Origin of the sequence: Chromobacterium phragmitis (assembly GCF_003325475.1) — a bacterium.
GTDB lineage: Bacteria > Pseudomonadota > Gammaproteobacteria > Burkholderiales > Chromobacteriaceae > Chromobacterium > Chromobacterium phragmitis.
Map to the genome: position 1 here is coordinate 1,191,474 of NZ_CP029495.1, position 15,227 is coordinate 1,206,700.

Below are 15,227 nucleotides of genomic sequence, written 5' to 3' on the forward strand. Positions count from 1 at the left end.
TCAGGCGTGATCGATCAACGGCTCCTGGCCGCGCCTCTCCGCGGAAGATGGCTCGCTCAGCTTCCCGCCGACGAACGACACCACCTCCCGCATGCACTGATCAGAGTCCATGAACAGGTGATTGCCCTCGAAGCGCAGCAATTCAAACCCGGCATTGCCCAGCTTCCGCCATGCGCGGACATCGCTCTCTTCCACCTGGATATCCTGAACGCCGTGCAGCGCGGAAATAGGAATAGGCAGCGGAGGGACACGCTGCATCCGGAAGGCTTCGACCATCTCGAACGTCGCCACCAGCGAAGGCAGCTGGGCATGGATCAGGTCACGGCTGAAATTGAACAATCCAGCCTCGCGCATCGAATGCTCCAGCGCGTCGATCAACGTCGCGATCAACGGACCGGCGTTCGGTTCGCAAATATCGTCTAGCGTCGGCATCCGCGGCAGGCCGTGCCGGACATAGGTGGCGCGCATGTCGCGGATCACCGGGTTCTCGCCGGCGCCCGGCGCCGAAAAAGCCGCAGCGAACAGATGCCGGGGCAGCGGCAAGCCCGATGCCCGCAGGTGCAGGCTCCAGACATAGGCCATCAGCGCCCCGGCGCTGTGGCCGTAGACCGCGAATGGCTGGTCCAGCTCGTCGCCCAGCATCTGGGTGAGCGTCGACGCCACCGTCCACACGTCCTGCACCGGGCGTTCCCGCCAGCGGTCGCCCCGTCCGGGCAACTCGATCGGCCGGACCTCGACGTGATCCGGCATCAGCTCCTGCCAGCCCTTGAACACCGTCGTCGGCATGTGCGCGTAAGGGAAGCAATAGAGCCTGATGCGGGACTGCTTGCGCGCTTGTCCGCGCACCCAGGCCGCTCGCTCGCGCGACCATGGCGCCAGCGCGGTGAACGGCGCGAAGCCTTCTGTCTCCGCCTCGGCGGGGGCCGCCGCCGGCTTGATCCGCGCGGGCGGGACGGCCCCGTCCAAGCGGACGATCAGATCGCGCAACGTCGCCTGGAACAGGTTCTTGACCGTCAGACTCTGCTCGTCGAGTTGCTGCTGAAGCTTCATCAACATCAGAGAATCCATGCCCAGCTCGAGCAGCGCCTTGTCGAGGTCGATGTCGGCCGCGTCGCAATCGAGCAAGCCGGCGACGACGGCCAACAGCCCGGCCGAGCTCGGCGCGCCGCCATCGGCGAACAGCGAATCCAGTTTGCTGGACGCCGCCTCGTTGCCGCCCCCGAGCTGCAGCAGTTCGGCCAGCGCGCAGGCCACGACGCTGTCGCCATCGCTGTCGACCACCGCCCACGCGGTGGAGAAGCGCCGCGCGCCGGCGTCCGCGGCTGACGGCAGCAGGATGCTGACCAGCCGATAGTCGCCGCCGCTCGCGAGCCTGCCGTTCAGGCGGATGTTTTCCATCGCCGTCGTCATGTAAGGCGTGCGGCCGTCGGTATCGGCCAGCAGGATGGACGGCTGCAGCGCGGCGTCGAGGAAGCCCGGATGCGCGCCCAGACCGTAGTCTTCCCGGCCGAAGTCCAGCCGCAGCGAAGCGAGGCTGAATCCGTCATGGAAGCGGCACTCCCGCACCGCCCGCACATGGCCGTGCGCCGGGAAGCCCATTTCCGTATAGCGGCGGTAGAAGCCATCCTCGTCCAGCGCGCGGCTCGGCACCGCGACGCCGCTCAGGATGGACGCCATCCTCCGCTCGCTGGGCTCCTGAGCCGGCGCCTCGGCGGCGGCATCTACGCTCGCCTCGGCCGTGGTCGTCCACGCCGAGCCGCCCGCCGCCTCCGGCCGATAGCTGAACGTCACGCGGTAGCCGGCCGCGCCCAGGTCCTTGACGACGATCCGGACCTGGGTATCGGCGTGCGCAGATATCAGAAGCGGCACCCGGAACTCGAAGCGGCGGACGTTCAACCGCGCCCTGCCGAAATGGCCGGTGAAAATCCGGTAGATCGCGTCAAGATAGAAACCGACATGGAAATTGCCGGTGTCGGCCAGCCCAGGCTCGCCGGGGCGCAGCGCCAGGTCGAAGCGCAACTCTTCAGCCGGGCTTTCCACCCGGACCAGGCCGAGGAAAGGCTCCGCCGCCGGCATGGGAGCCGGCTGCGAAGAGACCGTCCGGGTTGCCGCGGCCTCAGCCAGGATCGCCTCGTCCCGGACGCGGATCCAGTAGGACTTCATCGCCAGGCCATGCGGCGGGTAGCCGTCGATGAAGCGCCGCGTACGGTCGCCGTCGTCCGGCCCCGCAGGCTCGTCGTCGACCGAGGCCAGCACGACATGGCCGTTGACGCCGCCGAAACCGAAGGAGCTCACGCCCGCGACGCGGTTCGGTCCGCTCCAACGGGTGGGTTCGCTCGGAAAAACGAAACCGGGCTCGGCGATCTTGAGCAGCGGATTGACCGTTTGCAGGTGCCGGTTGGCCGGTATCGTCTCCAGATGCAGGCAGAGCGCCGCCTTGATCACGCTGGCGATGCCGGCCGCCGGTTCCAGATGGCCGATATTGGTCTTCAGGCAGCCGAGCACGCAGGGCTTCCCGGCATCGCGGCCGGCATTCACCACATTTCCCAGCGCCTCGATCTCCACCGGATCGCCCAGATAGGTGCCGGTGCCATGCGTCTCGATATAGCCAGCCTGCGACGGTTCGAATCCCGCGCGCTCGAACGCGCGGCGGATCACCGTTTCCTGCGCCAAGCCGTTCGGCGCCGTCATGCCGTTGCTCTTGCCGTCCTGGTTGATGGCCGTGCCCGCGATGGCCGCGTAGATTTTCCGCGCCGGATCGCGCTTGCGGCGCGAACGGGCGTCGCCCAGCCGCTGCAGCACGATCATGCCCACGCCCTCGCCCGGCACATAGCCGTCCGCGCCCCTGTCGAAAGTATGGCAGCGGCCGGTCGGCGACAACATGCCGGCATCCTGCAGCAACCGCGTCAGGCGCGGGTTCAGATTGAGGCTGACGCCGCCGACGAGGGCGAAATCGATCTGCCCGCTGCGCAAATACTGGCAAGCGATGTCCAAGGCCACGAGCGTCGACGAGCACGCGGTGTCCAGCACCAAGCTGGGCCCGTTGAAACCGTAGTGGTACGACAACCGGTTCGCGGCGATCGAACTGGCATTGCCCGTGGCGATGAACAATGCGTTGTCCTTGTCGTAGTCGTTGGCGAATTGCATGTACTGGCTCGCGTATTGCGCCAGGAATACGCCCGTGTTGGCGAAACCGGCGTCGCCGCGGATGCCCGCGTCCTCGATCGCCCGCCGCGCGTTCAGCATCAACAGCCGTTGCTGGGGGTCCATCAGCCTCGCCTCCCGCGGCGAAATGCCGAAAGCGCCCGGATCGAACAGGTCGATGCCGTCGAGATAGCCGCCATGCACGGTTTCCAGCTCTTCGTCGCCGAACGCGTCCCGCAACCCCAGCAAGTCGCGGCGCGCGCGCGGATAATGCGACACGCCGTCGTAACCCTCCATCAAGCGGGTCCAGAATGCCGGCAGGCCGTCCGCCTGCGGAAACTGTCCAGCCATGCCGACGATGGCGATGCGGCCGCTGTCTGCATCGCTCTCTGACGCTCCCCGCGGAGCGGCAACCCCGTCCGCCGGCTCAGCCTTGCCGGCCGGCGCGCCGCGGTTTTCGCCGATAAAGGATGCGAGGCCGCCTATCGTCGGGTAGCGGAAGATGGACGAAGGCAGCACCTCGAACGCCAGCCGCTCGGACAAGCCGGAGAAGAACGCCAGCGAGTTGATCGAGTCCAGGCCGATCTCGGCGAATGTCTGATCCAGGTGAAGATCGTCCCGCCCCAGCAGCGCGCCCAGCTCGGACAACAACAAGCCGGCCACGTCGGCGCCGCCCCGCTCCGCGCGCTCGCCGATCAAACCTGGACATTCTGGGCCGGCGGAACCGGCGTTGGGACCGGATTTGCGCAAGCGCGCCGCATAGTGCGCAAAAACCGGCAGGCGCTGCACGCCGCGGTTGACGCGCGCGTACTTGTCCCAATCCGCGTCGAAGGCGATCGCCTCGCCGATGTCGTCGGCGACAATGCGCTCGAGCAGCTGCACGCCCTGCTTCGGCGTCAGCATGGACATGCCCAGCGCGTCGAAAAACGCGCGGTGATTGTGCTCCACCGCCATGCCCGCGCCGTCCCAATCGGTCCACTGCACCACCTGGGCGCGGCGCCCGGCGTTGCGCCTGGCCGCTGCGAACGCGACCAGAGACGCATTGGCCGCCCCGTACGCGCTCAGCCCGTTGCCCTGCATGCCCTCCACCGACGAAATCGACGAAAACAGGCAGAAGTAGCGTATCGGGTCGTCCCGCGTCAGCCGGTCCAACACATGCGCGCCGATCAGCTTGGGCCGCGCGAGCTCGGCCAGGGTGGCGGCCGTCGTCTCGCGGATCGGGATGCTCTCGGTGGTGACGCCCGCCAGGTGGAACACGCCGGTGACCGGTGCGGCGAGCCGCTCGCGCAGCGAGCCTATCCGCCGTGCGAGCGCGGCCTCGTCGCTCAAGTCGGACTGGACGTAATGCAAGGCCACGCCGCGCGTCCGGGCCAGCTCGCTAGCGAAAGCGTCTATCGTCGTCTCGTTCGGCAGGCTGGGATGGCGCAATGCCGCGGACACCGGCTTGCGTCCGATCACGATCAACGACTTCACGCCCTTGTCGATCAGCCACTCCAACACCGCGAAGCCTATCCCGCCGAAACCGCCCGTCACGATCATCGTGCCGGACGCGTCGAACGCTCGCCGCACGCCGCCGACGCCGGCAGGCAGCGGGCGCAGCCGCTGGCACAGCCGCCGTCCGTCGGCGAAGCGCACGCGCGTGTCGCCCTGTCCGCAGTGCAGCTCCCCGCCGATACGCGACAGCGTCAGCGGATCGAAAGAATCGGCGTCGATAGCCACGCTGCCGAGCTCAGGCACTTCGAAACGCAGGAAGCTGAAATACTTGGACAGCGCCTCCTGGATAGGATCGACCTCGCCCCTGTCCGTCAGATTGACGAGGGCGAGCCTGATCCCCTTGCGCCGCGCCGACGCGTCCACCGCGCGCGCCACCCATTCGGCCAGCCGCTCCGCTTGGCGACGGAACGCCGCCTCAAGCGCCCCGCCGTCCAGTTCAGCGCGCGGCAGAGACAGGCGATGATGCGGCAACACGAAGACAAACGCTTCGCAGTCGCCGGCCTCCAGCATCTCCGACAGCCGCGCGCCGAAGCCTCCGCCCCGTTCCGGCTCGATCGCGACGCATTCGGCCGGCCAGCCTTGAGTCCAGTCGCGCAGCGCGGTCTCGTCGTCGCAGCAGAGCGCGATGCGCCGGGGCGCCGGACGCTCGTCCGCGGCATCCACTTCTTCCCAGTCCGTTTCCATCAGCCAGGCGTCGAGGTCGTCTGACCTGGCGATCTCCTTGGCCGGCTGCGGCCGGGCGGCCGCCGGCTTGGACGCGGCAGGCAGTATGTCGGAGATCCAGTGGCGCTTCGTAGCGAAGGGATACGTCGGCAGCGGCGCGCAGCGGCCTCTGGGCAATTCGCCCGGCCGCGACGCCGCGCCCGGCCATTCGAACCGCGCGCCAGCCGCCCAGGCCCTGGCGCAGCCGCTCAGGTCGGCATGATCGGGCGCAGCCAGCGTTTTTCCCGCAGCATCCAGACTATCGCCTCGATACGGCCCACCGGAGCGCGCGGCGTCCGGTTGCGCCAGCCAATCGCGCAATTGCCGGACCGCGTCGCCCGCGTCGCGCACCACCAGGGCCAGCCGGTGGCGGAACGCCGGGCGGCGGTGCTGAAGCGTGAACGCGACCTCGCGCAGCGAATGCCTGCCGCCTGCCTCTCCCTCCAGAAAATCCGCCAGCCGCCGCGCCTGCTCCGGCAACTGCGATCCGGCGGCGGCGGACAAGGGCAGCACATGCGCCTGGCCGTCGTCCTCTCCTGCCGTCGCGGCGTCGAGCGCCGGCACCTCCTCGACGATCACATGCACGTTCACGCCGCCCGCGCCGAACGAGCTGATGCCCGCCCGGCGCGGCTGGGCCTGGCCGTTGCATTCGATAAGCGGCCAATCCTTCGCCTGCTGGGGCACATGAAAGCCCGCCTTCCCGAACGGGATGTCCGGATTCAGCGGGCCATGCAGCACGGTCGGCGCCAGCGTGCGGTGTTGCAGCTGGAGCACCGTCTTGGTCAGTTGCGCGATGCCGGCGGCGGATTCGCCGTGGCCGATGCCGGCCTTGACCGAGCCCAGCCCGCGGACCAGTCCCGGCTGCGCCGGATAGGCGTCCATCAAACCCTGAATCTCGATCGGATCGCCAAGCGCGGTGCCGGTGCCGTGCGCCTCGATATAGCCCACCGTCTCGGCCGGCACTTTCGCGCGCGCCAGGGCCGCCTGGATGGCCTTGGTCTGGCTGACCGGATTCGGCACGGTGAAACCCTGGGTCTTGCCGTCGTGGCTGACGCCGGTGCCACGGATCAGCGCCAGAATGCGGTCGCCGTCCTTGATGGCGTCCGCGCGGCGCTTCAACAGCACGGCGCCCACGCCCTCCCCGGGCACGTAACCGTCGCCGCCGGAGGCGAAAGCATGGCAACGCCCGTCGCTGGCCGCGAAGCTGGACGCGCACAGCGTCAGGTACTTGCTGGGATGCAGCGTCAGGTTGACGCCGCCCGCCAGCGCGGCGTCCACTTCTCCTCGCCACAGGCTTTCGCATGCGAGGTGCAGCGCGTACAGCGAGGACGAGCACGCGGTATCGACTGCGACGCTGGGACCGGTGAAATTGAAGAAGAATGACACGCGGTTGGCGACGGAGAACGTCTGCGAACCGGCCGGATAGAACGGCGCGCGGTCCGCCAGCGCATCCGCGCCGATCAGCTGGTAGTTGTTGAAGCTGACGCCGGCGAACACGCCGACGTTGCGCGGCGCGGACTGCCAGCGGGCGCCGAGATAGCCGGCGCCTTCCAAGCAAGTCCACGCCGACTCGAGGAACAACCGCTCCTGCGGGTCCATCAGCGCGGCGTCCTGCGCCGGCAAATTGAAGAATGGCGCGTCGAACTGCGAGACATCTCCGAGGAAGCCGCCCCATTTGCAGTAGATGGAGTCGGTCTTGCCCTTTTCGTCCGGCCGGTAGATCTCGCGGTAATCGAAGCGTTCGCGCGGGATCTCCGTCACGCAATCTACGCCGCCGACGAGATTCGACCAGAACGCGTCCAGCGTCTCGGATTGCGGATAACGCCCGCTCATGCCGACGATCGCGATGGCATCCTCTTCGCCGCCGCCGCGGACTAGCTCCGGAGCGGATATCGCGGGCTCGGCCTCTTCATCCCCGGCATCCGTTCCAGCATAAGCCGGTTCGACGATGCGCGCATCCAGGTAGGCGGCGAGCGCGTCCAGCGTCTTGTACTTGAACAGCAGCGCGGCGTCGGTCTCGCCGGTCCACCCCGCGATGCGCAGGTTCAACTTGGCGATCATCACCGAATCCAGGCCCAGCGCCTCGAAATCGGCATCGCGATCCAGCTTGTCCGCAGGGAAGCCGCTGATCTCGGCCAGCGCCGACGCCAGCCGATCGAAGGCCGAAACGGGGGCCTTCCTAGCGGCGGCGGCCGGACGCGCCGGCGCCGGAACCGTCTCAAGTTGCCGCGCGCCGGCCGGCTCGCCAAGCAGGGACGGCACCCAGTAACGCTCCTTGGCGAAGGGATAGCCCGGCAGGCTGACGCGGCGGGGCTCGAATCCGCCGGCGTTGCGGCCAGCGCGCAGCCTGCGCCAGTCCAGCGCGCCGCCGCGGCACCAAAAGCGCAGCAGCTCGGCGGTCTTGTTCTCGTCCACCCATGCCGCTACCAGAAGCTCGACGTCGCCGGCGGACAGCTCCGCCAGCGCGCCGCCGCGCTTCGCTTCCGCCGCATGAATGCCCAGCTCGCCCAGTTTGGCCGATGCTGCGGCGTCCAGCGGATCGGCCGCGACGAAAGCGCTTAGCTGGTCGGCCAGCGTCTCGAGCGACGTTGCGACGATGCCGAGCCGGAAACGGTGCGGCTCGCGGCCGAGCTGCAGCGTGCTGGCCGCGTCGGCCAGCAGCAGCCGCCGCGCCTCCTCGTCCGGCTCGCCGGCCAGCCAATCGCCGACGCGCCCGGCCATCGCCGACGCCAGCTCGCGCAGTTGCTCCCAGCTGCCGGCCGACAGCGGAACCGCCAAGCGGCCGATCGGCGCCTCGCGCCTCGCCGTGGATGGCTTATGCTCTTCCACCACCACATGCGCGTTGGAGCCTCCCGCGCCGAACGACGACAGGCCGGCGATGCGCGGCGCGCCGCCGGGCCCGGCCGGCCAGTCGGTCAGCGAGCGCTGCACCGAAAACGGCGAGCGCTCGAACGCGATCGCCGGATTGAGTTCATCGGCGTGCAACGACGGCGCCAGCCGGCGATGCCGCATCTGCAGCAACACCTTGGTCAGCCCTGCGATGCCGGCCGCGCTCTCGCAGTGGCCGATATTGGACTTCACCGAGCCTATCGCGCAGAACTGCCGGTCTCCCGATTCGCCGAACGCCGACGACAGCGCGGCGATTTCGATCGGATCGCCCAAGGAGGTGCCGGTGCCATGCGCCTCGATATAGCTCACCTCGCGCGGCGACACGCCCGCGCGCTGGTAGGCGCTGGATACGACTTCGGACTGCGCCCGCACGCCGGGCACCGAATAACCGGCCGAACGGCCGCCATGGTTGATCTCGCACGCGCGGATCACGCCGTAGATGTGATCGCCGTCGGCCTCGGCGCGCGCCAGCGACTTCAGCACAACAGCCCCCACGCCCTCGCCCGGCACGTAGCCGTCGCCGCCCTTGCCGAATGCCTCGCACCGACCGCGGCTGGATGCGAACCGCCCCTGCGCCAGCATCAGGTATTTGTTCGGATGCAGCGACAGGTTGACCCCGCCTACCAGCGCGGCGGCGCAATCGCCGCGCTCCAGCGCGCGGCAAGCCAGCGACAACGCCGTCAGCGACGACGAGCACATGGTGTCGACTGCCATGCTCGGGCCGGTGAAATTGCAGAAATACGATACCCGGTTGGCCACCGTGGCCGCGCTGCCCGACAAAGCGACGGCATCTCCGCGCTGGGTCTGCTCGGCGCCGTACAGCTGGTATTCCTGGTACATCAGGCCGACGTACACGCCGACCGACGCGCTCTTGCCGTCCCGCGCCGGCGCGCAGCGGGCCAAGCCCTCGCGCGTATAGCCGGCGTCTTCTATCGCATGGACCGCGCATTGCAGGAACAAGCGTTCCTGCGGGTCCATCAGCTCCGCTTCACGCGGCGTGATGCCGAAGTAATACGGGTCGAAGCAGTCCACGTCGTCAAGAAAGCCGCCCCACTTGCTGTAAGTCTTGCCCGCCGCGTTCTTGTCCGGATCGAAGAAGCGCGCGTGATCCCAACGCGAGGCGGGAATCTCGGCGATGCTGTCGCGGCCGCCGGACAGATTGCGCCAGAACTGGTCCAGCGTCGGGGCATCCGGATAGCGGCCCGCCAGCCCGATGATCGCGATGTCGCCGCCGCGCGCGCGGGAGGCGGAGCCATCGGCAGCCTCCGCGCGAGAAACGTCCGCGAAGCGGGCGTTGGCGAAAGCCTGCGGATCGGCGACGGCGCGGACCGACGCGTTGACGATCCGTCCTATCGTTTCGCCGTCCATCGACAGGATGTCCACGTCGAAAGCCGCGTAGCCGGCGCGAAGCACGCGCATCCGGTTGACCAGATACACGTCGGCCGGCAGCGGCCGGGCCAGCTCGATCCTCTCTATCATCAGCGGCACGTACATCGGCGACGGCTCGCCGCTGTTCGAAGCGGGGTCGATGAAAAAGCAGCTGTTCAACAACAGCGGATCGAACGCGTAGCGATCTCGGCCGCCCTTGCGCGCGCCTTCGTCCAGCGTCACCCGGCTCACCAGCAGTCCGGCGCCGTCCGTATGCGCCGAACATACGGTCCGCAGCAAAGGCCCGACCGCGAACTGCGCGACCCGCCCGTACCACGCGTCTATCTCGGCCGCGGACAGCGGCGCCAGGCCGGCGGTCAGCGCGCCGATGTCGCGGCGTTCGGACGCGAACGCGCGCCGCGCTTCCACGCCGCCGCGGCAGCAGACCTGGCCGCCTCGCTGTCCGTCGCGGGCGAAGCTGACCTCGAACCGGCGCGCATCTCCTTCGCCAGACCATTCGACGGAAAGCTCGACGCTTTCGCCATCTTCCAGCGTGATCGGCCCGCCCTCCATCCTCACATGCGACAAGGCGAGCGGGAAAGCCATCGCCCCATCCCGCTCCGCCAAGGCCTCGACCGCCAGGCAGGGATGGGTCACCCCCATCAAGGCGAGCTTGCCGAGCACCTTGTGGTCCTGCAGATAGGCCTCCTCGGCGGCGAAGCGGAAGCGCGCCGGCGCGGCGGGATTTGGCTGGGGCGCTTCCGGCGGCGCGCCGACGAAACGCTCCGCCCGGCCGCCATCGCTCGCCTCCCGCGCGGCGAATTCGTCCAGTTCGGCGAGCGTCGGATACTCGAACATCAGCGTCGGCGACAGCTCCCTGCCCAGCATGCGGCCGGCCGCCTCGACCAGGTCCAGCAGGTCGGATGACTCAAGGCCGAGCTCGTAATAACCCTTGTCCAGCGCCACCTCGTCCGCGTCGGTGCGCAGCTTGCCGGCGATCATCGCGCGCAGGCTGGCCACGACGGCGCTGGTTGTCCGCTCATCCGCCGCGGGCTGCGGACGGACAGGCTGCTCTTTCGCAGGAGCAGGCGCGCGTCCGGCATCGGCGGAAAGCGCTCTCGGCTCGAACGCCCGCGCGTCGCGCACCCGCTTGGCGGAAAATCCCTTGATCCGCGCCAGCCAGACTCCGTCGACTGAGAAAAAATCGAGCGACATCGTAACGATCTCGCCACGCGCGATGATGCCGTCATTCGGAATGCGCACCAGGCACGGCCCGGTGATCGGCGCCGTCGCGACGAAGGATTCGATCACCAGCGGCAGGTACAGATCGCCGTCCTGCGCGAATGCGGATGCGCGCGAGGCGATCGCCGCTGCGTCGAGCAGAGCCGGATGGAACAGGAAGCGTTCGGCGTCGGACTCTGCCGCCGGATCCAACGCCAGCCGCGCCGCCACGCCTTCGCCATCGACGAGGATTTCGCCATGGGCCCGCATATAGCCGCCATGGACAAGATCGCTTTCCCGGCAACGCTCGTACAGCGCCGACATCGCTTCTACCCGGCCATCGCCCGGCCAGTTGGACACGTCCCGCTCGACGGGACCCAACTCGCCCGCGCGGATGGGCGCGAGTTCGGCGCTGGCGTATCGGCCATCCTCTCTCGCCGCGCCGGCGTCCTCGACGACCACGGCGTAACGGTCTTGCCCGGCAGGAAGAATGCGCACGCGGATCGACAGCCCGTCCTCTCCCGGTGGAACGACCAGCGGCCGGTGGATGCGCAGCGGGCCCAGCGCGTGAGTCCGGAAATCCACGCCATGCGGGGCGCTGAGCTGGTAGATCAGATCGACATAGGCCATGCCCGGAAACACCGGATTTCCGTAGACCCTGTGCTCTCCGACAACCGGGTTGCGAGATGACAAATGGATGACGCGCTCGGCGATCGGTTTGGTCATTGATACTGCTCCCAAATCATGGTGGTCGCGCGCGGATGCGGCGCGCGTTTGTCGCGTGCGCGAACGGGTTCGATGGATGCCATGCCAGGCGCGCGGACCGCCTGGGCCTGCCGGCGCAGCTCGGGCCGCGCGAGCGGCGCATGCGCGGGCGCGGCGACCGGCTCTTCGGCGCGCTGCAGGATGGCGTGGGCGTTGGTGCCGCCGTCGGCGAAACAATTGATCGCGACGGTCAGAGGCTGATCGCGCGGCGGCAGTTCCGCCTCGCGCGGGAAATAGAACGGCGAAGCGTCCAGGTCGAAATGGCGCAGGCCCTGCTGGCCAGACAGGAAAGGCGTCAAACGGTTGTGATGCAGCATCAGCACCGCCTTGATGAAACTCGCGATGCCCTCCGCGCACAGCGGATGGCCGATATTGGGCTTGATCGACCCCAGCGCGCACGACTGCCGCCGCGCCTCGCCACCAGACAGGCGGCCATAGACGGCGTTGATCGCCTTGAGCTCAAGCAGATCGGTCACCTTGGTGCCCGAGCCATTGGTTTCGATATGGGTGATATCTCCGGCATTCAGGCCGGACTTGGCCAGGACCCGGCGCATCAGGGCGGTCTGGCGCTCCAGATTGGGCGTCGCCGGACCGGCCGTGCGGCCATCGTTGTTGCACGACAGCGCCGCGATGCGGGCATAAACCGTGTCGCCATCGCGCCGCGCCTGCGCGGCCGTCTTCAGCAGCACCAGGCCGACGCCTTCCGACAGAATGATGCCGTCCGCCCGCTCATCGAACAGGTGGAAGCTGTCGCCCGCGCTCAGCAGACCGCGCCGCTCGAACACCGCGTGCGTGCGTTCGGCGTCATGCAGGTGGATGCCGCCGACGATCGCCGAATCGATCTCTCCGGAGCGCAGGGCCTGCGAGGCCAGATGCATGCCGACCAGCGCCGAGGAGCAGGCGGCGTCCAGCACCAGGCTGGGGCCGCTCAGATCGAAGAAGTGCGAGACGTTCGCCGCAAGATAGTTTTGTCCGGCGACGACGATGGGATTGCGCGCCGCGTGCAGCGCCTCCGGATCGAGCGACGCCCTGGCGCGCCCGCCGAGGAACACCCCCGTCGCGCCGCCCTTGACCTCTTCCGGCCGGTAGCCGGCATGCGCCCACAGGTTCAGGCACTCCTCCAGCACCATCAAGGCCTGCGGGTCCATCGCGTTGAAATCCTCAATCGGGATGTGGAAGGTCTCGCGGTCGAAACGGCCGCCATGGCCGAGCGAGCCGACGAAGCCGGCCCGGCCCGGGCTGCGGGAGAAAGCGCTGCGGCCTTCGGACAGCAAGCGCCAGTAGCTGTCCAGATCCGCCGCGCCCGGAAAGCGCGCCGACATGCCGACCACGACAATGTCGTCGGGCCGCTCGCCCGCTACCGGAGCCGCCGGCGCGGCGGCAAGCGCGGCAGCTTGCGGCGCCGGCTCAGCCTGTCGGTAGGCTTCGGCAACCGCGGCGGGCTCAGCCTCTTGCGGGCCGCTTGAGAAATACGCGGCGAGCGCGGCGCCCTCGTTCGCGAGCAACCATGCGCACAGCGCCGCCAGGTTCGGCTGCTCCAGGATCAGCGACGGCGCGAGATCGACCTTCAGTTCGACGTTGATCGTGCGCAGTATCTGCGCCATCAGGATCGAATCGAGGCCGTAGTTCGAAAAATCGACGCGAGCGTCGAAATCGGCCGGCGCGATCTTGAGCTCGGCCATGAACAGCCCGCCCAGCCAGGCTTGCGCCCGCCCGGACAGCGCGGCCGCATCGACCGCCGCCGGCTTAGTCGCGGGCGCGGCGGACGGCTTGCCCGCCTCCGGCCGCGGCTCTGCCTGCCGGGCCGGCTCGATTTCCGCGCGCCACCGCGCCGGATCGACCAGCGCCGGCATCATGACCGCCCGCCCCCTGGCCGCCAACGCGCGGTCGAGCAAGGCCAGGCCATCGCGGTCGGTCAGCCCGGCGAGGCCGGTGGCGCGGTAGACGTCGGTCTCCATCGCGCCCATCCCGGTTTCGATCCAGCTCGGCCATTGCAGGCTGACGATGCCCAGCCCCGGCTCGTGCTCGGCGAGCGCGTCCATATAGGCGTTGGCCATCGCGTAGTCGATCTGGCCGGCCGCGAGGCCAGGCAGCGCCGCGCAAACCGACGAATAAACGACGAACAGCGACAGCGGTTGCCCGCTCACCGCGCGGCATAAACCGTCCAGGCCCGCGGTTTTCGGCGCGAACACCGCCCGCACGCCGGACGGATTCTTCCGGATCCAGGCTGGATTGGCGTCGCCCATGCCCGCGCAATGGATGACGCCGCCTATCGGCCCCAGCTCGCGGACGATGCGCTCCCTGGCCCCGGCCATCGCGCGCTCGTCGGAGAGATCGACGTCCAGCGCCAGCACCTTGGCGCCGAACCGCTGCAGTTCGACGATGGCCGCGATCTTCTCGCGCGCGGACGCGCTGACGGCGGCGTCTCCCGGGTTAGCCAGAATATCCGCCCAGCGCTCGGCGGCCGGCAGCCGCTCGCGCCCGCTCAGCGCGATCAGACGGACGCCATGGCGCGCCACCATGTGCCGGGCGCACAGCAGGCCCAGCCCGCGCGTGCCGCCGGTGATCCAGAGCGCGTGCTCCGCCGGGAAGGAGAACGGCCGCGCATTCGCCTCTGCCTGCAGCGGCGCGAAATGCGGCGCGTAGGCTTGCCCGCCGCGAATGCAGACCCGCGGCAGGATTTCGCGCCCTTCCAGCCTAGCGAGCATCTGCCGCGGCAGTTCCGCCGCGTCGTCGGACAGGTCGATGTCAAGGTGGCCGCTTTCCAGCCGCGCGTATTCGAAGCCGAGCGAACGGTACAGGCAGGCGGTCAGCGCCGCGTGCGGCAAGGGCTCGGCCGACTCCGGCCGGGCGAACGCCTCCAGGTGCCGGGTCACCGCCAGCAGACGCGCGCCGTTCAGGCGCACCTGCTCGACAAGCCGCTGCATGCCGGGCAGCCAGCCGTCGACGCGCGCCGCCAGACCGCGCGCATGGGCGGGATCGAGCGCGGTCAGGTCCAGCACCGACGCCAGCGCGTGGCCGTTCGGCTTGCACAGCCGCTCGGCCTCGTTTTCCAGACGGTCGATGTCGGCGATGCGCGTTCCCGGCCGCAGCGCGGCGACGCGTTCGGCCAGCGCCCGCGTCGCGGCCGTCGCCAGCACCAGGATGAAACCGCCGCGCGCCGCATCGCCCTCCGCGTCCCCATCCTGCCGCGCGCACGGCCGCCATTCCATGGCGAACAGCTCCGCCCGGCGCTCGTCGGCCGCCGGCGCCTGAGTCTGGACAGGCTTCACTTCCGCCGCGCGGGCCGTGGCGGAGCCGGAACCGGCGATCCAATAGCGCTCCGTCTTGAACGGATAGCTGGGCAGCGACATCCGCCGCGGCAACGCCGCGTACCCCGCCTCCGGCCGATACAGCCTGCGCCAGTCGGGCTCGACGCCCATGGCCCACGCCTGAGCGAGCGCATGCAGGTTTTCCTTGTCGAGCCAGGCCTGCAGCAACGCCTGCGCGTCGTCGTCGGCGTAAAGCCGGACTGCGTCGCGGTTTTCGCTCGCCGCGCCGCCATGCCAGTCCCCTCCACCCCGGGCATCGGCGGGAAACGCGCGCAGCCTGTCTTTCAACTCGTCGATCGAACGGACGATGGTCGCCGCCCTGTGCTCCATCGC

2 protein-coding genes (1 of these 2 only partly in view) are annotated in these 15,227 nt (G+C 69.0%); both read right to left on the reverse strand.

Annotated elements, in window-relative coordinates; translation table 11 throughout:
- The gene (locus DK842_RS05865) at positions 1–11,544 is read right to left on the reverse strand and encodes a beta-ketoacyl synthase N-terminal-like domain-containing protein (protein ID WP_114060627.1); all 11,544 of its coding nucleotides are present in this window, start codon (positions 11,542–11,544) and stop codon (positions 1–3) included.
- Positions 11,541–15,227, reverse strand: the 3' portion of a protein-coding gene (locus tag DK842_RS05870) for a beta-ketoacyl synthase N-terminal-like domain-containing protein (protein WP_114060628.1). It continues 3,468 nt past the right edge of the window; 3,687 of the gene's 7,155 nt are visible here — the last part of the coding sequence; its start codon lies off the right edge, out of view; it ends in the stop codon at positions 11,541–11,543. Before DK842_RS05870 ends, DK842_RS05865 begins: the two co-directional genes overlap by 4 nt.